Source organism: Bacillus sp. BML-BC051 (assembly GCF_019656175.1).
GTDB classification, from domain to species: Bacteria; Bacillota; Bacilli; order Bacillales; family Bacillaceae_G; genus Bacillus_A; species Bacillus_A mobilis.
In genome coordinates this window covers 20,365-42,339 of record NZ_BPLI01000036.1, presented here as the reverse complement: position 1 = coordinate 42,339, position 21,975 = coordinate 20,365, and the positions used below count along the sequence as shown (strand labels likewise).

Here is a 21,975-nt window from a genome sequence, read left to right as displayed (position 1 = left end):
GCACTGCACATATTACCAACCTATATGCATAAAAAAGAAAAAGAAAATTTACAAAAGTAAGATTCCCGTTAAATTGTTAACAAAAAAAAGAGGATATCCTCTAAAAATTGATGTTATCAATCTTTTTGGATATCCTCTTATCTCATTATTTATACGTGTTTTTTCATATCATCGGCAACAGATTCAACATTTGTACCTACGATAACTTGTACACTTGTTTCACTTAATTTCATAACACCTTTTGCACCAGCACGTTTTAATGCTGCTTCGTTTACTTGACCAGCATCTTTCACTTGTAAGCGTAGACGTGTTGCACAATTATCAATAACTGTTAAGTTTTCTTTTCCACCTAAAGCTGCTACGTAAGTTTCACCAATTGAACCTGCCACTGGTGCATCACCCTCTTCAGCTAACTCATCGTCATCTTCACGACCAGGAGTTTTCAGGTCGAACTTCTTAATTAAGAAGTAGAATACTGCAAAGTAAATTGCTGCATAAATTAAACCGATTCCTGCTAATAATACAGGTTTTGTTGCAATACCAAAGTTAATAACGTAATCAATAGCACCGGCACTAAATGTGAAACCATCACGAATGCCAAGTGATGTTGTAATAAATAGCGACAGACCTGTTAATACTGCATGCACACCATATAATACTGGTGATAAGAACATGAATGAGAACTCAATTGGCTCTGTAATACCAGTTAAGAATGAAGTTAATGCTAGACCAGCTAACATACCTGTAACCATTTTACGCTTTTCTGGTTTAGCAGCCGCAATCATTGCGAAACATGCTGCTGGTAAACCAAACATCATAACTGGGAAGAAACCAGTCATAAACATACCTGCTGATGGATCTTTTGCAAAGAAGCGAGCGATATCACCATGAACAAGATCGCCAGCTGCATTTGTAAAGTCACCAAGTACGAACCAGAAGTATGTGTTCATTACGTGATGTAAACCGATTGGAATTAATAAACGGTTTAATAATCCGAATAAACCAGCACCAACTGAACCTAAGTTTACGATACCGTGTGATACTGCATCAATACCAGTTTGGATTGTTGGCCAAATTTGACCGAATACTAATCCTAAAAGAAGCATTACAATAGAAGTAATGATTGGTACGAAACGTTTTCCAGCAAAGAATCCTAACCATTCTGGTAGTTTAATCTTATGGAATTTGTTGTATAGTAATCCCGCAACAACCCCTGCAATAATACCACCGAGTATGGCCATATTTATTTTTGGCGTCAAAGCTGCTGCTTTAGAAACCTTATTCATTGTATCCGCTAATTTAGTTGGATCTACTGAACCGACTAAATCTTGAACACTCTTTAATTTATCGTTTAGTTCTGCTGTTGAGTAAGTAACACTTAAAGCATTAGTTGTATTCTTCATAACTAAAAATCCGATAGCACCTGCAAGACCAGCTGCCCCACTACCATCAACAGACAAACCGATTGCAACACCAATTGCAAAAATAAGTGCTAAATTATCAAAAATTGCTGCACCGGCCTGTGCCATAACAGGAATGTTTAATACGTCTTCTTGTCCTAGACGAAGCAATAATCCTGCTGCTGGTAGCACTGCGATTGGAAGCATTAACGCTTTACCAATACGTTGTAGAAACTGCAACATTTTAATTCCCCCTATCAAATTTATGAAATCGTTATCATTATAAGTACGCCTTAGAAAACGCTTTCTATTTACATAACCATAATAACATATAGTTGTATAGATGTGTAGTTTTTATTTTCGAATTTTTTATGGATAAATCTCCTATTTCCAAACTGTTATATAAAAGGGAAATTCTCCTTTTTCAATATAGAATACTCAAAACGAACTACCTACTATAGAACATGTAACTTTCGTTTTATCATTCCACTTTTTCATGTTATTATTTATTTCCGAGCATATCGGGAAAAGTAAACTTAGTTAATTCGAAATAGGAGCGTTGGTACTATGCAGTGCATTGAAACAAACAACTTACAACAGTTGTTAGAACAAGTAAAACCATATACGAAAAAAGGAAATCTTGCTACTTATATCCCCGAACTAGGAAATGCAAATCCAGATGATTTAGGGATTGCCATTTTCCATAAAGAAACAGAATACATCCATGCTGGCAACTCACAAACACTATTTACTCTTCAAAGTATTTCAAAAGTAATTACACTTGCACTTGCCCTTTTAGATCGTGGTGAAGAATATGTATTTTCTAAAGTTGGAATGGAACCAACTGGTGATCCATTTAATTCTATTATTAAGTTAGAAACGACAAGTCCTTCTAAGCCACTTAATCCAATGATTAATGCAGGAGCTCTAGCCATTACAAGCATGTTAACAGGAAAAGATAATGAAGAAAAAATGGAGCGCATTCTTCATTTTGTACGTGAAATAACAGATAATCCTACTATTAACTATTCTTCTAAAGTTGCCAATTCAGAATTAGAGACAGCTTACTTAAACCGTTCACTTTGTTACTATATGAAACAAAACGGAATTATCGATTGTGATATTGAAGAACTTATGGATTTATACACTCGTCAATGTGCAGTTGAAGTAAACTGTATCGATTTAGCACGTATCGGCTTAATTTTTGCGATGGATGGCTATGATCCATATAAGAAAAAACAAATTATCCCTAAACATATTACAAAAATCTGTAAAACATTTATGGTTACATGTGGTATGTATAACGAGTCTGGTGAATTTGCGATTCGTGTTGGTATTCCAGCAAAAAGTGGTGTAGCTGGTGGCATTTTCGGCTGCGTAAAAGGAGAAATAGGAATTGGTATTTTCGGACCGGCTTTAGATGCAAACGGAAATAGTATTGCTGGTTTTAAAATTCTTGAACTTCTTTCTGCTCAAGAAGGTTGGAGCATTTTTTAATTGAGAGTTATCCTGCTATACTAGCAGGATTTTTTTATTTCATAAAATCCTCAATTTTATCAGCTATCCATCCCCCTTACAAAAACCGTATTGAAAGTTTCTCTATATCATGCATATTTGCTCCCCCCTCCTGAATAATATAGTACAACCTAGCGCTATATGTGGAGGTGTGAAAGATGAAACTAATATTTCAAATGGAAAAACAGCCTGTTCTTGAAAAAACAATTCTTCTTTTTATATTGAGTATTGTAGAAAGCCTGAAGTTAAAAGTGGTTTCACTCGATGAAGCTCACCGATACATATTCAATTTAGAAGTACTTGAACTATTAATGGATCGGAACATCGATGATCAAGTACTTGAACTTATCCATTTCGGAATGGGGCTTGAAGACATTCATCATGTACTTCCTGAAGAACTTGAACATACTATCGAAGAATTAAAGTGGCTTTGCATTCAAGTTTTAAGTGAGTACAGCATGCATGAAGAATCGGAACAATTAATTGAAGATATACGTTAAAAAAGCACCTATGTAGGTGCTTTTAATGTTTTTTTAAACTATTTTTATACGCCTCAATATTTACTGGTAGCTCTTCCTCTTCTAAAGTATGTTCATTTACATCTTTATGAATAAACGCACCTTTAGGCGGTTGATGGTCATGCCCTTTTTTCTTATGATCAAATGCTTTTCCGCGTCCCATACGGATCACCCTTTCTTTAAAAGAAATCCGTATTAGTATGGAGAAAAGTACGTCGATATATGCAATCCTTTGCCATATTTCCAAGGAAATACTCGAACATTGTTTTCTGTTCTCTTCACAATAACTGATCTATCCCAATAAGAATTAATAGCACGCCCGCAATAACAGTAGCCCATTTCCCTAAGTATGCTGCTAAAAATCGTTTTCCTACATACGCAAAACCACTAATACAAATAAAACTAAACACCCCAGAAATAGTTGCTGTAAGCCACAGATTCAAGTTTGTTACCCCAGCATCAAATCCACCCGCAATATTATTAATAGACAACGCTATCCCTAAAACAATTGCTTCTGAAAAACTAATTGTTTTAGAACCATCAAAATCTGCTTTTTCTGGATCACGTAAAATGCCTATAAGTACACTATCACCTTTAGAGTCTACGGTATTTCTTTGCCCAAAGAAAGGCTGACACAAAATAAACACTCCAATTATGCCTAAAACAATGGCCCCAATTAAATTTGCCGTAAACTCTGAAATAAATAACGCGATCCAGTTCCCAAAAAATCCAGCTAATAAAGTGAATAAAAATCCAAAAAATGCAATGATAAAATTATTAAGCCACGAAATTCGAATTTTACGAATGCCATATGCAATCCCAACACCTGCATTATCTAAATTAGAAGCAATTCCGATTAAAAAAATTGAAAATAGACCTGCCGTACTCATAAACAGCCACCCCTTTTTCTCACTTTTCCATGCATCTTATGAAAATGTTGAGCAACTGTGCCTGTCTGTTTCATATACATGTAAGAAATGCTCAACATTTTTTCAACAATAAAAAAGGAGTGCCTTCACTATGCCTAAAGAAAATCCAAATGAGCGGCTTAGTACATTAATAAAAAAACTTTTAAAAGAGCGTGCCTTATCCATGCGCCAATTAGGAATGCATACCAATATTGATCCCGCAACAATCTCAAGAATTATGAATGGTAAACAAGCGCCAAAACAAAAACATATACAAAAATTTGCAGAATGCTTGCAAGTCCCACCCCAACTATTATTTGATGAAATGTATCCTGATTCTCCTCACATTAATAAAGAAAAGACGGATATGTACACATCTCTTGATACAATTCAGCAAACGCTGCAATCCTCTAACTTATTCGATTTCGACTATACAACAACGCGCGTAAAACAAGAACTTGAAAACTATGAACGCTATGCTCAAACAACAGAAGGTGAAAAACGTATTCATGAAAGTTTCGCGAGTAAATTAGAACAAATTGATAGCGCTGGCCCTTTTATTGAACAACTAACAGATATGTATCAACAATTTTGCAATGAAACTATTTCAAATGAGGAACGTGCGGTTCTTGGAGGCGCATTATTGTATTTCATTTTATCAACAGACATTATCCCCGACTATCTCTTTCCAATTGGCTATTTAGATGATGCAATTGCTGTTGAATTAGCGAAAGAGAAATTAATCGAACTAAAACGAAAGACATAGAAAAACAAAGAACTATTTCAGTTGTTTCTGTTCAACTCTGAAATAGTTCACTAAAAAATCGTACAAGTATACCTACCTGTACGATTTCAACATACTAATCTATTTTTTTGTATGACACCATTCATATATAAATGCTGTTATTACTTTTGTAAATTCAATTAACTGTTCTACTTCAACTTTCTCATTTATTGAATGAGCTTCTTCTAATGTACCTGGTCCGTAAATAACAGCTGGAATATGAAATTCACTAAACCAACCACCATCCGTTACCGTTGCAGACATATCTAAAATTGCATGTTTAGATAGAATTGATTCGTGTACTGAGCTAAGAGTTTTTACTGCTGCATGTTCACTATCTACTTCTAAAGAAGGGAAAATTTCGCCACGATCCACAATCATTGATTCTCCGCCCCACTTAAATTGTGGTGGATTTTCACTTAACCATGGATCGGCAGCTGCTACTTTCCCAATATACTCTTCAATTTCTTTTATTATTTGTTCATGTGTTTCATTCGGATAGAAGTGCACTGTTATCCATAACCGGCACTCATCCGCAATAAACGCTGCATGCCTTCCGCCTTCAATAACAGCTGGGTTAATTGTTGTTGTTCCAGATGGATAACCTTCATATGTTTTCATAACTGCCCAATGACGCTCTAATTCTTGTAAACTTTGCACAATTTTCATCATTTTTTCAATCGCGCTTGCTCCAAATAAATGTCCTCCAGCATGAATCATTTGCCTGCGTGTTGCATCATGAAACGTCTGAGGGCTTTTCACCGTAATCCATCCAGTAATTACGCCGCCCTGTCCTTGCATATGTAAATCACTCGTATCCACTACGACTGCAAAATCAGCATCATAACCTCTTTTGCAGCATTGAAGTGTACCTGCCTCTCCAACTTCTTCACCAATTACTGATTGAAAGATTAAATCTCCAGGTAATTCAATGCCTGCTTCTTGTAAAATCTGAATAGCAAATAGCGCTCCAGCCAATCCACCTTTCATATCTGCCGCACCACGCCCAACTAACCAACCATTTTTTATAAACGGATCAAACGGATTAGTCTCCCACGCCTCATCTGCTGAAACTTCAGCTACATCCATATGTCCGTTAATAATAAGACTTTTATGTGTGTCACTTTCTATCCCTTTTTTCACCCCAACAACGTTCGGATCATTCGGATATACATCCCATTTATCAACACTAAAATTTCGTTTTCTTAGAAAATCCGCAACAAATTCCTGTGCCTCATTTGTGTTTCTCGCTGGCGGTGCTGGTGTTTCAAAACGGATTAAATTCTTTGTAAGCTCTAGTAACTCATCTTTTCGTAGATCAATCTGTTCTAATAGCTGTGAAACTTCTTGATTCATCACTAATTCCCCTTTGCATACATAGTATGTTTCCAGCTTTATTGTCACAAAAAAAGAGACTGTTTACAATTTTACAGTCTCTTTTTTCAGTATAAGTTTCTAATATATTTATAAACCTTCTGCTTCTGTTGTATTTACTTTTTCAACATGTTCTATTTTGCTTTCCTTATTTTTTGTCGCACGGTAAAACAGTAAACAAACAATCATAAATGGAATTCCACAATATAATGCCATTCTTTGCTCTGGGATAAAAGCCATAGCAACTATAACTGTTACATTTAATGTTAATGCAAGGAGTGGTACGAATGGATATAGCGGGGTTTTAAATTTCAAGTCCTTTACATCCCCGCCCTGCTTAATATATGACCTTCTAGCTAATAAGTTAGATAGAGCAATAGATGCCCAAACTAATATTGCCCCAAATCCGGCAATAGAAAGTAGCCATAAATAAACTGTATCTTCCGCATAAATACCTGATAGTAATGAAAGGCACCCTACAATTGTACTTACAATCAATGCATAAATAGGAACACCATTTTTAGATAACTTACCGAAAATTGGACTAATCATTCCTTGATTAGACATAGACCATAGCATACGAGAAGTTGCATATAATCCTGAATTCGCAACGGATAGAACCGCTGTAATAATAACGAAATTTATAATATCGGCTGCATAAGGAATACCAATTTTATCAAATACAACTACGAATGGACTTTCTATCACTCCCGCTTGCTGCCAAGGGAATAATCCCGCAAGAATGAAAATAGATAATACAAAGAACACCAGTATGCGCCAAACTGTATTATTAATTGCCTTCGGGATCGTTTTCTCTGGATTTTCACTCTCTCCAGCTGCAATACCAACTAGTTCCGTTCCTTGGAAGGAAAAATTAACTGCAATCATCGTAATTAAAATAGCTGATAATCCATTTGGAAACAACCCACCATAATCAGTAAAGCTGGAGAACATCGGTGCTGGTTCATTTCCTTTCATATCTAGAAAACCAAACATCGCTGCCCCGCCCAAAATAATAAATGCAATAATTGTAATGACTTTAATACTTGCAAACCAAAATTCAACTTCTGCAAAACTTCTTGAAGATAACGCATTGATAGCGAAGAGAAGCACCGCAAACGCTACGCACCAAATCCATGACGGTACATCAGGAAACCATCGTTTCATTAAAATACTAACTGCAATCAGTTCAATACCTATCGTAGCAGACCAGTTTAGCCATGACATCCAGCCGACTACATAACCCGCTGCAGGGGAAATGTGCTTTGTAGCATACGTTTGATAAGATCCTGCGTCAGGCATCGCAACAGCTAACTCTCCAAGACAGAGCATCGTTAAATACATAACAAATCCTCCAACAAGATACGCTACAATCGCTCCTCCAGGCCCAGCTTCATGAATTGTATACCCAGATCCTAAAAAAAGACCGGTACCAATAACTCCTCCAAGTGCAATCATAAAGATGTGCCTGCTTTTCAATTCCCTTTTTAACCCTTGGTTTTGATCCATCATATAAATCCCCCCTTTTCACTTTGGAAACCCATTTCATGTAAGCGTTTTTAAAAATGTTCATAATAAGAATAATTATTGAAAAGAGCAAAATACATAGTATCAATCACTACCTGTTATTAAAAGATCATCCCTCACTGTTATTAATAACTTTTTATCAGCGATAGCTTGTCCTTCTACTACTTCTAATGATTCGATATATCCACTGATTCCTACTTTAATTTCTACTTTCTGTTTATCTATTGTTTCAATTAACGCTAATTTCTCCCACTCATATACGTAAGAACTTTCCGTAACAAATAACTTCTCTACTTTCCCGTAACAAGGACTATACACGCCTTCTATAACCATCTTCACTTTATAAACTCCTCCTTCTTATTAATCGGTACTGAAACGTTGCATATCCCTCCTTTAGAGATTTCAACTATTATTTATGCAAAATGCGTACCAAGTCTCTGATTCATATATTAAATGAGAGTTTCATACAAAAAAGTGTGCACAACCGCAAAATTTTTCTATCATTTGAGAAGTTTTAAAAGGAAAATAGCAAAAAAATTTTGCGATTTTATAAGAATTTTAATAAAATTATAAAAAGTCAGTCTTCATAGGGTGAAATGAGGAGAAGATAATCTATGCGTACAGAAGAAATTAATTTTAAACAGGTCATTGAAATGAATATGCTATATGAAACTTTGCTCAATGAGCTCGATATCGGGATTCATATTATTAATGAGGAAAGTAAAACGATTATCTACAACCGCAAAATGATGGAAATTGAATCAATGGAACGCTCAGATGTGCTATATAAAAGTCCTTTAGAAGTATTCGCATTTGAAGAAAATAAAAATAGTACTCTTATAGAGGCATTAAAATTAGGAAAAACAAACAAAAATATAAAACAAACGTATTTTAACAATAAAGGGCAAGAAATTACGACGATTAACAACACTTTCCCTATAATAGAAAACGGAAAAATTAAAGGCGCTATTGAAATTTCAACAGAGATTAGCCATTCCAAACAAACAATGAAAACAAACCTTTCTCGAAAACCAAATAATAAGTTTACCTTTGATCACATAATCGGTGATTCTAGTGCTATTCAATCCGTCATTACAGAAGCAAAGAGAGTCATTCGTACATCCTCATCCATACTTCTCGTAGGAGAAACAGGGACCGGTAAAGAACTATTTGCACAAAGCATCCATAATGAAAGTCAGCGTTCAACAAAACCATTTATTTCACAAAACTGTGCCGCTATACCTGATACACTCATGGAAAGCCTATTATTTGGTACGAACCGAGGTGCATTTACAGGAGCCATCGATAAAGCTGGTTTATTTGAAGAAGCAAACGGAGGTACTTTATTATTAGATGAGATCAATTCATTAAGTCCAGCACTTCAAGCGAAGTTACTACGAGCTATACAAGAAAAAACAATACGAAGAATCGGGGGCACACAAGAAAAAGAAATTGATGTTCGTATTATAGCAACTATTAATGAGGATCCTCTTGAAGCTATTACACACAATCGATTACGGGAAGACTTATATTACCGATTAAGCGTCGTTACTTTATGTCTCCCGCCTTTACGCGAACGAAAAGAAGATATTCCAGCTCTTGTTCAGCACTTTATCGAAAAGTACAACATTCAATTTGGGCTCAGCGTGACGGATCTAGATGTACATGTAAGAGAATTTTTGTATGCATATGATTGGCCTGGAAACGTACGAGAATTAGAACATATCATTGAAGGTTCAATGAATTTAGTTGAAGAAGAAGATATCATTACAGCGTTTCATCTTCCCACTCGCTTTCGCGAACGAATAAAAAAAGAATTCAATATGCAACCTTTCCTAACTAATAACGATGCTGATGCACCTAAAACGTTAAAACACACAATAGAGGCAATGGAAAAGAACTACATCAATCAAATTCTGAAAGAGTACCACGGTAATATCTCACAGGCTGCAAAGTTTTTGGGATTAAGTAGGCAAAACTTACAATATCGAATTAAAAAATTGCATTTACACATATGAAATGAAGTGAAACTTTAATCTGTGGAGGTTTTGTCCACCCTCACTAATTGGACCTTTATTTCCTGTTAATGCAGGATCAACCTGCTTCCAAGTGTAAATATAAATTGGTAAAATATGCTACAATAAACATATAACATACTAGAAAGGAATGATATATATGAGTAATGATAACAAATTAAAGTTATTACAATACTTAGCCTTCTTCCCTACCGTTGTATGTATGATGTTACTAGTTGATATAAATACCTATCCTTATGCAAAGCTATTAGCAACAATTAGCGGCTCCTTTGCAGCTATTATGCTTGCTACTTTTTGGAATTTGAAGATACGTATGAAGAAAGAAAAATCTTCTTAATGCCAAAACAATAAAAAAATCGAGCTTACTCAGCTCGATTTTTTTATTGTTTATTAAAATTCAACATTCTCCAAATACAAACCACTCGCCTCAGCAAGGCAATTAATTTGATTACGTTGTTTTGCCTCTAAAATGTACGGAATTGCTTCTGCATCTAATTGTCCTAATCCAACTTCAATTAATGCTCCAACAATTTTTCGGACCATGTTATGAAGGAATCCGTTGCCACTTACTCTAATTTGTACAAATCCTGCCTCTTCCATCACATCAAGTGTATATACTTCTCGAACCATAGACTTTTTCTTTGATTTCGCATTTGAAAAAGCAGTAAAGTCATGTGAACCAACTAAATGTTTCGCAGCTTCTTTCATGCTTTTCACATTTAATTTTTTATTCACATGCATGCTGTATTTACGCATAAATGGATTTGTATGCTCTTCATTCCAAATCTTATAAAGATACGTTTTTGCTTTAGAGTTGTAACGAGCATGGAAGCGATCTGGAACTTCTTCTACATCCGTAACGCTAATATCGTTAGGTAAATATTGATTTAAATATTTTTTCACTTTATGTTCCACTAACTTCTCATCACTTTGAAAGTTAGCAACTTGATTCAAAGCATGTACACCAGCGTCTGTTCTACTACAACCGATAATTTCAATTTCTTTTCCGACCATTTCAGAGATAACACTTTCGATTTTCCCTTGAATCGTATTATCGTTATTACCGAGACGTTGCCATCCTTTAAAACGTGCACCATCGTACTGAATCGTTAATTTATAATTGTTCATTTTATTCTCCTTCATAGAAAATATTCCCTCATATCGTGAGGGAATATGAATACACTTTACTTTCTAACAAGCTTCACTACATTTTCTACATGAGCTGTATGCGGGAACATATCAACTGGTTGCACATACTCCACTTCATAACTCTTCATTAATGCTTGTACATCACGTGCTAATGAAGAAGGATTACAAGATACGTAAACAACTTGTTTCGGCTTCACTTTTAAAATTGTTTCCAGTAATTTATCATCGCAACCTGTACGAGGTGGATCGACAACAATTACATCTGGACGCCATCCTTCTTTTACCCATTTCGGTAACCATTGTTCAGCTTTACCCGCTTCATATTTCGTATTTGTAAATCCGTGACGCTTCGCATTTTTTCTTGCGTCTGCAATTGCTTCTGGTATTACATCCATACCACGTACTTCCGCTGCATCATTTGCAAGCCAAAGACCGATTGTACCAACGCCACAATACGCATCTACAATTTTCTCATCGCCTGTTAAAGCTGCTGCTTTTTTCGCTTCATCATATAAAACAACCGTTTGTTCTGGATTCAACTGGAAGAATGCACGTGCTGATAATTCAAATGATAAATCACCAAGTGTTTCTTGAATTACTTCTTTTCCAGCTAATTTAAATGTTTTATCACCGAAAATAACTGATGTTTTACGCCAATTCACGTTTTGCATAATTGATTTCACACTTGGCATTTGCTTTTGTACTTCTGCGATAAACTGCTCCTTATTTGGCAATTCTTCTTTTGTTGTAATAAGTGTAACTTGTACTTCCCCTGTTTGAACTGCAGTACGTGTCACAATTGTGCGTACTAAACCTTTTTGTTTTTTCTCATTGTAAATAGAAACATTTAACTTTTCTAATATACGTCTTACAACTTTTGTCGCTTCATTCGTTGCTTTATGTTGAATCATACAATGAGCAATATCAATTAACTGATGTGAGTTTTGCTTATACAGCCCTGTAATAACCTTTTCGTCTTTACGTCCCACTTGTAGTTGACTCTTATTACGATAATGCCATGGATTTTCCATACCAAGCGTTGGACGGATTTTCTCTTCCAAACTGTTGTTCATATACTTCTCAAATGCTTGTACAACGATATCACGCTTTTGATTTAATTGTTCTTTATAATCTAAATGTTGCAGCTGACAACCGCCACACTCTTCATATACCGGACACGGTGCTTTCACACGATGTGGTGAAGCTTTACGAACTTTTTTCACTTTCGCTTCAGCGAAGCCACGCTGGATTTTCGTTGTTTCTGCAACAACTTCTTCTCCTGGTAATGCCCCTGGAATGAAAACAACTTGTCTCTTAAAATAACCAACGCCTTCTCCGTTAATCCCAAGACGTTTAATTGTCACAGGAAACGTTTGACCAACTTCCAACTTACTCTCATGTTGCTTTTGTATCATTATTACACCTCTACTCTATACTTTTCCATAAATATAACGCTGCATAACTGCAGTATGGTTCACACTCTTGTTTCACTTTTTCTAAAAATACATCATCAGGTTTATCCTCTAATTGAAATATCCCTTGCACCGCACGCTGAATCCCAATGTCAGTTTTCGGAAACATATTTTTCCGTCCAAGCCCAAACATTAAAAAGTTTTGCACTGTCCATGCACCAATCCCCCTAATTGGTAACAATTGTGCCGAAACCTCTTCTTCCGCCCTGGTTTCTATACTCGCTAAGTCTAATGTACCACTGACAATACTTTGACCTAATCCTACTATATATTCAGCCTTTCGTTGACTAAACTTCTGCCCTCTCAATTCCTCTATTGAAATATTTGCTACTATTTCCGGAGTGGGGAAAAAGAATACACCATTCTTCTCTGTTCCATATCGTTTTACAAATTGTTCTGTTAACACAGTAGCAAATTTCAAATTTATTTGTTGATGAATGATACAGCGAAGAAGACAAGCGAAATAATCAAATTCTAAAATAATTGGAGTATAAGCATATGTTTCAAATAGTGGACGTAATGATGTGTTTAAAAAATGATTTTGTATATCTTGAAACGGTTCATTCCAATGAAAAATGGCTCTCATTCGTTTCATGACTTTCTCCGGCTCTCCTGTTTGACTAGAAATCCAAAACTGTGGATTTTGAACAGTACCAATCCCTTGCAAGCGAACAACAACCTGTTCCTCATCTATACAAAGCGGGACATAAATGACTTTCTCATCTAATTGAATGACGTTAAGAGGATCAAAAGATAACCGTTTTAATACCTCTTCAAAATGATACGGATACTCTAACGTAACATGTTCGCTCCACATACGTTTCCCCATCCTTTTTACACATCATTATAGCATGAGAAAACCGCAAGCATACATGCTTACGGTTGATTGCTTTTTACTAAGTCATCTAGACTTTTAAAATGATACCCTTTCTCGCGCAAATCATCAATGATTTTCGCAAGTGCTTCTGCATTATCTTTCGAGATTGCATGAAGTAATAAAACAGATCCTGGATGAATCATCGTCATGACATTATTATGTGCATATTGCCATCCTCTTTGCTCATCCACTTTCCAATCCAAAAATGCAAGTGACCAAAATACATTATAATAGCCCATTTCTTTCGTAAGAGCTAACGTTCTTTCACTGAACACGCCTCGCGGAGGGCGTACATATTTGACCTCTTTTTGCCCAGTTACTTTTTTAATTTCCTCTGTTACACTCGTTAATTCTTCACGAAGTTTCGCATCATTTACCGCTGTAAAATCAGGGTGACTCCACGAATGGTTTCCAATAATATGTCCTTCATCCTTCATTCTTAATAACAAATCTTTTTGTGTTTTAATATAATGACCCGTTACAAAGAAAGTTGCCGGTACTTTTTTCTCTTTCAATACGTCTAAGATTTTCCCTGTGTATCCATTCTCATACCCATTATCGAATGTTAAATAAATATCTTTTTTCTTTGTATCCCCTAAATAAAACCCACCATTTTTTTGTAGTAAATCTGTATATAACTTTCCTGCATCTGGTACTGTTTCATTTTTAGGGCGCGGGATTCCCCAGTTATGTGGGGTATTTGTATAAGCTAATGTTGAAACTGGAACAAGTGCCATCATAATTGAAAAAATGAGACCGATATATAACCATTTATATTTCATAAATAGTCTCCTTTCCATATATAATCGTACTTGTAGTTTCTGTTGCTACGCATTCTTTCATGCTGAACATGTTTTTCTATATATGCCAAAAAAATGCATCCCGAATGATTCGAGATGCATTTTTGTTTACTTAAATACTGGCTCTTTAAAGCTAGCTAATTTTTCGAGTGATGTTTTATCAACATCTGCATGTAAGCTATTACCATGAGAATCCATCGTTACAACTGCTTTAAATCCTTCGATACGTAAATGCCACATTGCCTCTGGAATACCAAATTGTAAGAAATCAACATCTTTTACTTCTTTAATACATTCAGCATAATATTGTGCTGCACCGCCAATTGCATTTAAATATACACCGCCGTGCTCTTCTAAAGCCGCTAATGTTTTCGCACCCATACCGCCTTTTCCAATTACAGCGCGAATACCGAATTTCTTCATAATATCGCCTTGGTACGGTTCTTCACGAATACTTGTCGTTGGACCTGCCGCTTTAATTTGCCAGTTTTCATTTTCATCTTTCACGACAACTGGACCACAGTGATAAATAACTTGTCCATTTAAATCTACCGGACAATCGTTATCCATTAAATGCTTATGGATTGCGTCACGACCTGTATACATCATGCCGTTAATTGTTACAACATCACCAACGCGAAGTTCACGAATTTGCTCTTCTGTAATTGGAGCTTGTAATACAATCTCGCGTTGCTCTGTTTTTTCTTGTGCTTCTTGCTGAAGTGTATCGTCACCTTCTTGATATAGCCAATCCATAATTTCACCTGTTTCAGGATGGATTGTTACGCCAAGGCGGCGATATGCCCAGCAATTATATGCCACAGATACGTAGAAGCTAGCTGGCAGACGGTTATACACGCCAATTTTACAGCCAAGTAAAGTTGTTTCTCCGCCAAATCCCATCGTACCAATGCCAAGCTTATTCGCATTTTCTAATACGTACTCTTCAAGTTTTTGTAACTCTGGGATTGGATTGACATCATCTAATGTACGGAATAATTGATTTTTTGCTAATTCGTAACCTGATGTGCGGTCTCCCCCGATACCAACACCAATTACCCCTGCACTACACCCTTGACCTTGTGCTTGATATACTGCATGAAGAAGGCATTTACGAATCCCTTCTAAATCACGGCCAGCTCGTCCAAGTCCTTCTAATTCACACGGTAAGCTATACTGAATATTTTTATTCTCACAGCCGCCGCCCTTTAGAATTAAACGTGCATCAATATAATCTTTTTCCCATTGTTCAAACTTAATAACCGGTGTACCTGGTCCTAAATTATTTCCACTATTGTCTCCAAAAAGAGAATCAACAGAATTTGGACGAAGTTTACCATCTTTTGTCGCCCGCTCAAGCGCATGATAGATAGCTTCCTTCAACTTTAGTTGATTCACACCAACTGGTGTATAAATTTTAAACGTTGGCATCCCTGTATCTTGGCAAATTGGCGAGATGTTATCATCAGCCATTTTAATATTATTCGTAATTGTGCCAAGTGCCATCGCAGAACGAGTCCCTGCATTTTCTCGTTCTTTCGCTTGTTGAATCGCACGACGAACATCTTTCGGTAAGTTCGTTGACGTTTCAACAATTAGTTGATACATACTTTCTTGAAGCTTTTCCATTGTTACTTCCCCCTCAATTGTGAACGCTACCAAAACGTTATGAGATGAAAACCCCATTGTTATGCTCTTCAGCTTTTTATTTATTTCACGCTATTCAAGCATAAATGAAATTTTTCACAACTTGATTATACCTCTTTTTCTATCGTCCTTCTATTATCCGCACAGAAAAAGGCTACCAAATTGGAATTGGCAGCCTTTTTAATATATTATTCGTCTTTTTTAAATTGCTCACATTTTAATTCTAATTCATCTAACATTGCAAGAAGGCGATCCACATCTTCTAATTCTACTTCTTCAGGTTCAATTGTATCAATCACTTCAATGAACATATTTAAACGTTCTTTTAAATATACTAATTGTGTATCTTTATCTTGAATTGCTTTTCCCATGAAGGCACTCTCCTTTTTAATTCGAGTTACTTTTATTATACCGCAAAAATGATTGCTGTGGATATGTAATTTCATCAATTTTGTCACAGTAATTCATTCAAATGTAAGCCCTATCTCTTTTTTTACAAAAAAGTTTCACTTTATAAAAAGCACATATTCTTCTATTATAGAGAATGGACAAATTGTTATTTCAATAGTCAAAGGAGTATTTCATATGACGATATCACAAAAAATGAAGCCGATTACTCCTTCTTACGATCCATGGGAAGCGTATATGGACCTTGAAGAGTACGGCAAACTACTATTAACAAATGTTGAGTTTACAACGACGACGTTATGCAATATGCGCTGTGAGCATTGCGCTGTTGGTTACACGTTACAGCCGAAAGACCCGAATCCGCTTCCGATGGATCTTTTATTAAAACGATTAGATGAGATTCCTCATTTACGTTCTTTAAGTATTACTGGCGGAGAACCTATGCTTTCAAAAAAATCCGTCGACAACTATGTAACACCACTCTTAAAATACGCCCACGAACGAGGCGTTCGCACTCAAATCAACTCAAACTTAACTATAGATTTAGCACGTTACGAACAAATTATTCCCTATTTAGACGTATTGCATATATCTCATAACTGGGGAACAATTGACGACTTCGTTGAAGGCGGATTTGCAATGATGGAGCGTAAACCTACGTATGAACAACGTGCAAAATTATTTGAACGCACGATTACAAATAGTAAAGCTCTATCAGATGCAGGTGTACTCGTATCAGCCGAAACGATGCTGAATAAACGAACTCTACCACACATGGAACATATTCATCGTCAAATCGTTGACGAAATGGGATGTAAACGTCATGAGGTTCACCCAATGTATCCAAGTGACTTCGCGAGTAATCTAGAGATTTTAACAAAAGCTGAAATTCGTGATGCAATTGAGCATTTACTAGAAATTCGCGATGAAAATGTATGGATGTTATTTGGAACTTTACCTTTCTATGCTTGTAGCGATGATGAGCGAGACATTGCCACATTTAAAAAATTACAAGAGAGCAAAAACGTCACTGTTCGTAACGATCCAGATGGCCGTTCTCGTTTAAATGTAAATATTTTTGATGGAAATATTATTGTGACGGACTTTGGTGATGTTCCACTTCTAGGAAACATACAAACAAATACGTTACAAGAAGCGTATGACAAATGGAGCGCTTCAAAAACAGCAAAATCATTAAGCTGTCACTGTCCTGCAGTAAAATGTCTTGGACCGAATGTTCTTGTAAAAAACAGCTACTATCCAACCGAAGATTTCTTATCAAAAACAGCAAATATTACATTATAAAAAAACGTCAGCTTATAAGCTGACGTTTTTTTATATTATTGCGAGTGAGAAGAAGAAATGAATTTAAAATACAAATGATCGTGAATTGGAATAGCAGCTCCGATTCCTTGAGAAGTAATATTTTTTACAACAAGCCTTTTTTGATTTCCTTTTAATACGAGGTATACTTCCCCAAATGTCACTTTTCCTTTTTCATTTACTGCTGGTGTATAAGCATATAAATATCCAAGTTGACTCGGACTAATATTATACACGCGTTCATGCCCTGTACCATAACCAATAGTCGTTTTAAATGAAAGCGGCAATTGTACTTTTTCAAGTGCTTTGAGAAGCATCATTTTCTTCACATCTGCAGCATCTTTCATATCTGCTGTTAAATCGCCTTCAACCGTCTTTTGTGTTTCTTGCTTATAGCGTAGCGGATATAGGCGATCTCCTCCGCGATTATCATACACATTGCGATTTACTTGTTTATATTCCCAATTAACCGATGTATCAATCGATTCATAATGCAAAGCCCATTGCCCTAAATAAATCTTCGCTCGGTACCCTACCGCAAGCGGCGCATTCGAAATTGTCGTTTCATTAAACATTCGAATTAAGTCCGGATTTTCAATTTTAATATTTGCTGTTTTCAATAGTTCTTGAGCAAACTTACTCGGTTGTAAGCGCGGCAAATCTTGCGCATCATTTGGAAACGTATTGTCTTTAGAAATATTTAAAACAGATGAAGGCATTTTTGTTTCTACCGTTGTCTTTGCAAAACTCATGTTAGGAAATAATAGAATAAACGAGACCATAGTTAAAAGACATATGCTGTATACTCGTTTCACCTGTCTGGCTCCTTCCTACGTAAAGGTATATATACTACTTTGTTTATTGTTTTCTCTCAATACAATTGTTATGCCTATTTTTCATAATAAATAAAAACCAATTCCCATAATGACATACGCCGCTAATAAAGTACCGCCTTCAAACCAGTTTGTATCTCCATCATTTGAAATTGCAATCGTTAAGAAAACAGCTGTAATCATAGAAACAAGTTCTGGTATTGTAAATACTAAAGGCATCCTTTGCGTGAAGAACATAGAAAGCAGTACTAATACAGGAGCAACAAACATGGCAATTTGTAACGTAGAACCTATTGCAATCTCAACTGCAATATTTACTTTATTTTTATACGCCATAATAATTGCAGATGCATGTTCCGCTGCATTCCCAACAATCGCTACGATAATAACCCCTATAAATAATTCTGACCAACCAAATGATTTTGCAACTGTCTCAAATGTATGCACAAGCGCCTCTGACACATAAGCTACCGCAATTGTCGCTATTGCTAAAATGAGTAGCGCTTTACCTTTCGACCACTCTGGTTCTTCCTCATGAGCTACTTCATCCGTTTTATGTTGATATACACCACGATGCGTAACGAGCTTAAATAGTAGCGCAGCAATGTACATAATAATCATAATGATAGAAACACCGATACTTAATTGATACGTCTTTCCAGCGTCCATCTTCATTGAAAAAATCTCCGGAATAACAAAAGCTACTACAACAGCAAATATTAATAAAGCTGAATTATGCCTTGCATCATACACATTAAAACTTTGTCTTTTGTATTTAAGCCCTCCTACAAAGAAGGATAGCCCTCCTACTAATAATAAATTTCCAAGTACTGAACCCGTTAAAGAGGCTAACACAACCTCAATTAATCCTGCCTGAAGTGCAAAAATCGAAATGATTAGTTCAACAGCATTACCGAAAGTAGCATTTAATAATCCACCTATTCTAGGACCCGATACAATTGCCAAACTTTCTGTCGCCCTTCCCATAAAACCCGCTAATGCGATAATCGTAATACAATACACAGCGAACATAATTGTTTGAGGCCAATGAAGTGTTTTTCCAAGTACTGAAAGTGGTACACCTATAAGCGCTACGATAAGAAATATTTTATTAAACATGCTTTTCATCCTTCCATCGTATGTATTTCTCCTCGATATTATTATTATTCTTCTCCTAACTTGTCCGATTTCATCACAATTACGTTTAAAAAATCATGTTGATGAAAAGAGTATGAAAGATACTTCATTTTTATTTAGAAGAGGAAAAATTACAAATTATGAAAAGAGGCTAAAAGCATGCATTTAAAAGAAAAAATTGAAACAATTATTTGCGGTCAACGAACCGGGGTATTATCTACTGTACGTGAAAATAAACCTCATAGCGCCTTTATGATGTTTTTCCATGAAGATTTTGTACTATATGTTGCAACAGATCGAAAATCAAAAAAGATAACAGATATTGAAAAAAATCCAAATGTACATGTACTACTTGGTCGTGAAGGAAAAAAATTAGATGAAGATTATATTGAAATGGAAGGCTTAGCCTCCATTGAGGAAGACTCCACATTAAAAAACAAGTTTTGGAATAATAGCTTAAAACGCTGGTTACTTGGTCCTGAAGACCCTAATTATGTACTAATTAAAATCAATCCTGACACAATTTATTACATCGATGGTGCTGGTACGACGGAGCCCGAGTTTTTACGACTATAAAATAAAACAAGCCCCCTTTAGGTGGGCTTGTTTTGTCGAAAAGTTCTTCTCAAAAAAACAATAAAATAGGTGGAACTTTCTAAAGATTCTGTTATATAATAGCATTAACTTAAATAAACTGTATTAAAACAGGTTGAGAGGAGAAATAAAATTGATGAGAAGAGAAGAACGCAAAAACATGATTGAGTTTATTGAAAAGAAAAAAGGGATTGAGCGTGACGAATTATTGTTTATGACAGACGATGAAGTAGAACATATTTATAATGTAACGTACTTTTTATATGAAGAAATTGCAGAGTAGTATAATAATCCCACCTTATTAAAAATATAAGGTGGGATTATTTCGTTATTTATTCCGCGATTTGCGGGGCAGTAAAATCCCACTGATTAAAGTTTCGCTTTATACGTGAGAATGATTTTCATGTATAATAATGTAAGATTGGAGGAATTTTACTATGAGTTCATGGCTCTTATTCGCACTATTATCAGCAATTGCTGCTGCCCTTGTATCTATTTTCGGAAAGATCGGTTTAGATGGAATCGATGCCAACGTTGCAACAACAGTTCGTTCTATTATTATGGCATTATTTATGGTGGGCGTTATTATTATACAAGGTAAATTTCAAAATATCGGCGACGTACTACTAAATAAAAAAGCACTGCTCTTTATCACATTAAGTGGGGTTGCAGGTGCTTCGTCATGGCTATTTTATTTTCTTGCCCTCAAAACAGGGAAAGTTTCACAAGTGGCTCCTGTCGATAAATTAAGCGTCGTATTTTCTATCATTCTCGCGATGATTATACTCGGTGAAAAGTTAAACTTTATGACCGGTGTTGGTGTAGTCTTTATTACAGCTGGTGTATTATTTATTGCTTTCAGCTAAAAAACCGCTAATAGCGGTTTTTCTTTTTCTTTATGTAAAACCATACAATACATGTAACAACTATTGAAATGGATAAAATCCATATTCCATAATGATGTAAACTATACTCAACGAAACGCCACTTCTCTCCTAACTTCCAGCCAAGTCCAATAAAAACACTTATCCAAATAAGCGCACCACCGTAAGCATACAAACAAAAACGCCAAAGTGTTAAATTCGACATCCCAGCAAAATATGCTGTTAAATGACGTACTCCCGGGATAAAGTAACCAATCATTAAAAGAAATGGGCCATATTTTTCAAATAAAATATGTGTTTTTTCAATATGATGTTCCTTAATTCTAATTTTAGGGCCATATTTTTTTAAAACAGGGAGTCCAAGTTTTAAACCTAATATGTAGCTTAATGTAATACCCAACATCGCACCAGCCATCCCGCTTAAAAAAGCAGCAGTTCCTGACATAACTCCTTTTGAAACGTTATAGCCAACAAAGGTCAATAAAAACTCGTCTGGTATCGGTAACCCAACAATCCCACCGGCCAACGCTATAATAATTCCAAAATACCCATAATGCGCGATTAACTCGCCAATATGTTGTTCCATTCGGAAGACACATCCTATGCACGATCGTTATTCCACATTGTGCCCTTTCTATCTTTCAGACAAACATGGTATACATATTCACTATACATTGTTTTTATAATGAACTCTACTTCTATCCATTCCCTTAGCAGGAAGAAAGTAAACCATTAATCGTGTGCCCGCCTACTTCCCTTGTATTCACCTCTTTTTGAAATGCTAGTCTT

General features: G+C 35.8%; 24 protein-coding genes. 9 read left to right on the top strand and 15 right to left on the bottom strand.

The features are described from left to right. Positions 1 to 149: 149 nt before the first annotated feature. On the bottom strand, positions 150 to 1,643 hold the full coding sequence (gene nagE, locus K5S59_RS16210; protein WP_000938886.1) for an N-acetylglucosamine-specific PTS transporter subunit IIBC: 1,494 nt from the start codon (positions 1,641 to 1,643) through the stop codon (positions 150 to 152). Between the two features lie 324 nt (positions 1,644 to 1,967). Here nagE and glsA point away from each other — a divergent pair, with 324 nt between their 5' ends. Continuing rightward, complete coding sequence (gene glsA, locus K5S59_RS16205; RefSeq protein ID WP_001149867.1) at positions 1,968 to 2,897, top strand: glutaminase A; 930 nt, start codon at positions 1,968 to 1,970, stop codon at positions 2,895 to 2,897. A gap of 176 nt (positions 2,898 to 3,073) precedes the next feature. Continuing rightward, positions 3,074 to 3,415 (top strand): DUF3969 family protein, encoded by a 342-nt coding sequence (locus K5S59_RS16200; RefSeq protein ID WP_000766602.1) that lies wholly within the window; start codon positions 3,074 to 3,076, stop codon positions 3,413 to 3,415. A gap of 22 nt (positions 3,416 to 3,437) precedes the next feature. On the opposite strand, the gene K5S59_RS16195 is transcribed toward K5S59_RS16200, so the two are convergent. Beyond that, entirely contained in the window at positions 3,438 to 3,596 is a 159-nt protein-coding gene (locus K5S59_RS16195) for a hypothetical protein (protein WP_000532409.1), read from the bottom strand. A 115-nt stretch (positions 3,597 to 3,711) separates the two neighbouring features. Further along, complete coding sequence (gene ytaF, locus K5S59_RS16190) at positions 3,712 to 4,323, bottom strand: sporulation membrane protein YtaF (RefSeq protein WP_000100743.1); 612 nt, start codon at positions 4,321 to 4,323, stop codon at positions 3,712 to 3,714. 130 nt (positions 4,324 to 4,453) lie between these two features. Here ytaF and K5S59_RS16185 point away from each other — a divergent pair, with 130 nt between their 5' ends. After that, entirely contained in the window at positions 4,454 to 5,107 is a 654-nt protein-coding gene (locus K5S59_RS16185; protein ID WP_001123722.1) for a DUF1232 domain-containing protein, read from the top strand. Positions 5,108 to 5,206: 99 nt separating this feature from the next. Here K5S59_RS16185 and K5S59_RS16180 read toward each other — a convergent pair whose 3' ends face one another. The 3 genes from K5S59_RS16180 to K5S59_RS16170 form a co-directional block, all read right to left on the bottom strand. After that, complete coding sequence (locus K5S59_RS16180; protein ID WP_120449446.1) at positions 5,207 to 6,481, bottom strand: acetylornithine deacetylase; 1,275 nt, start codon at positions 6,479 to 6,481, stop codon at positions 5,207 to 5,209. A gap of 108 nt (positions 6,482 to 6,589) precedes the next feature. Beyond that, positions 6,590 to 8,011 carry an amino acid permease gene (locus K5S59_RS16175; RefSeq protein WP_120449443.1) on the bottom strand — a complete coding sequence of 474 codons (1,422 nt, stop codon included), beginning with the start codon at positions 8,009 to 8,011 and terminating at the stop codon, positions 6,590 to 6,592. A 99-nt stretch (positions 8,012 to 8,110) separates the two neighbouring features. Continuing rightward, positions 8,111 to 8,365, bottom strand: coding sequence for a biotin/lipoyl-containing protein (locus K5S59_RS16170; protein ID WP_000784766.1), 255 nt, complete (start codon positions 8,363 to 8,365; stop codon positions 8,111 to 8,113). 275 nt (positions 8,366 to 8,640) lie between these two features. On the opposite strand from K5S59_RS16170, the gene K5S59_RS16165 reads away from it, so the two are divergent. Next, positions 8,641 to 10,044 (top strand): sigma-54 interaction domain-containing protein, encoded by a 1,404-nt coding sequence (locus K5S59_RS16165; protein ID WP_001258434.1) that lies wholly within the window; start codon positions 8,641 to 8,643, stop codon positions 10,042 to 10,044. Positions 10,045 to 10,201: 157 nt separating this feature from the next. After that, complete coding sequence (locus tag K5S59_RS16160; protein ID WP_000063922.1) at positions 10,202 to 10,399, top strand: hypothetical protein; 198 nt, start codon at positions 10,202 to 10,204, stop codon at positions 10,397 to 10,399. 53 nt (positions 10,400 to 10,452) lie between these two features. Here K5S59_RS16160 and truA read toward each other — a convergent pair whose 3' ends face one another. The 6 genes from truA to K5S59_RS16130 all read right to left on the bottom strand — a co-directional run bounded on the left by truA (position 10,453) and on the right by K5S59_RS16130 (position 16,378). After that, entirely contained in the window at positions 10,453 to 11,190 is a 738-nt protein-coding gene (gene truA, locus K5S59_RS16155; protein ID WP_001067312.1) for a tRNA pseudouridine(38-40) synthase TruA, read from the bottom strand. Between the two features lie 56 nt (positions 11,191 to 11,246). Then, a complete protein-coding gene (gene rlmD / locus K5S59_RS16150; protein WP_000615215.1) occupies positions 11,247 to 12,626 on the bottom strand; it encodes a 23S rRNA (uracil(1939)-C(5))-methyltransferase RlmD in 1,380 nt (459 codons plus the stop codon). 10 nt (positions 12,627 to 12,636) lie between these two features. Next, entirely contained in the window at positions 12,637 to 13,500 is an 864-nt protein-coding gene (locus K5S59_RS16145) for a DNA-3-methyladenine glycosylase family protein (protein WP_000269449.1), read from the bottom strand. 59 nt (positions 13,501 to 13,559) lie between these two features. Next, positions 13,560 to 14,342, bottom strand: coding sequence for a delta-lactam-biosynthetic de-N-acetylase (gene pdaA, locus K5S59_RS16140; RefSeq protein WP_120449441.1), 783 nt, complete (start codon positions 14,340 to 14,342; stop codon positions 13,560 to 13,562). A gap of 126 nt (positions 14,343 to 14,468) precedes the next feature. Next, positions 14,469 to 15,989 (bottom strand): class I fumarate hydratase, encoded by a 1,521-nt coding sequence (gene fumA, locus K5S59_RS16135; protein WP_000413501.1) that lies wholly within the window; start codon positions 15,987 to 15,989, stop codon positions 14,469 to 14,471. Between the two features lie 206 nt (positions 15,990 to 16,195). After that, entirely contained in the window at positions 16,196 to 16,378 is a 183-nt protein-coding gene (locus tag K5S59_RS16130) for an SE1561 family protein (RefSeq protein ID WP_000513558.1), read from the bottom strand. A 214-nt stretch (positions 16,379 to 16,592) separates the two neighbouring features. Between K5S59_RS16130 and yfkAB the strand changes: the two genes are divergently transcribed. Continuing rightward, positions 16,593 to 17,720, top strand: a complete 1,128-nt coding sequence (gene yfkAB / locus K5S59_RS16125) for a radical SAM/CxCxxxxC motif protein YfkAB (RefSeq protein ID WP_220784065.1) — start codon at positions 16,593 to 16,595, stop codon at positions 17,718 to 17,720. A gap of 35 nt (positions 17,721 to 17,755) precedes the next feature. Here the strand turns inward: yfkAB and K5S59_RS16120 are convergent, their stop codons facing one another. Both K5S59_RS16120 and cax read right to left on the bottom strand, forming a co-directional pair. Further along, positions 17,756 to 18,553 carry a YfkD famly protein gene (locus K5S59_RS16120; RefSeq protein ID WP_033655967.1) on the bottom strand — a complete coding sequence of 266 codons (798 nt, stop codon included), beginning with the start codon at positions 18,551 to 18,553 and terminating at the stop codon, positions 17,756 to 17,758. A gap of 81 nt (positions 18,554 to 18,634) precedes the next feature. Then, a complete protein-coding gene (gene cax, locus K5S59_RS16115) occupies positions 18,635 to 19,690 on the bottom strand; it encodes a calcium/proton exchanger (RefSeq protein ID WP_000482143.1) in 1,056 nt (351 codons plus the stop codon). Between the two features lie 177 nt (positions 19,691 to 19,867). Here cax and K5S59_RS16110 point away from each other — a divergent pair, with 177 nt between their 5' ends. The 3 genes from K5S59_RS16110 (at position 19,868) to K5S59_RS16100 (ending at position 21,168) form a co-directional block, all read left to right on the top strand. Beyond that, on the top strand, positions 19,868 to 20,284 hold the full coding sequence (locus tag K5S59_RS16110) for a pyridoxamine 5'-phosphate oxidase family protein (RefSeq protein ID WP_000550223.1): 417 nt from the start codon (positions 19,868 to 19,870) through the stop codon (positions 20,282 to 20,284). A gap of 154 nt (positions 20,285 to 20,438) precedes the next feature. After that, positions 20,439 to 20,585, top strand: coding sequence for a BH0509 family protein (locus tag K5S59_RS16105; RefSeq protein ID WP_001250571.1), 147 nt, complete (start codon positions 20,439 to 20,441; stop codon positions 20,583 to 20,585). A 154-nt stretch (positions 20,586 to 20,739) separates the two neighbouring features. Continuing rightward, positions 20,740 to 21,168 (top strand): EamA family transporter, encoded by a 429-nt coding sequence (locus tag K5S59_RS16100; RefSeq protein WP_000100307.1) that lies wholly within the window; start codon positions 20,740 to 20,742, stop codon positions 21,166 to 21,168. Between the two features lie 7 nt (positions 21,169 to 21,175). Here K5S59_RS16100 and K5S59_RS16095 read toward each other — a convergent pair whose 3' ends face one another. Then, the gene (locus tag K5S59_RS16095; protein WP_000434863.1) at positions 21,176 to 21,772 is read right to left on the bottom strand and encodes a DedA family protein; all 597 of its coding nucleotides are present in this window, start codon (positions 21,770 to 21,772) and stop codon (positions 21,176 to 21,178) included. Between the last annotated feature and the right edge of the window lie 203 nt (positions 21,773 to 21,975).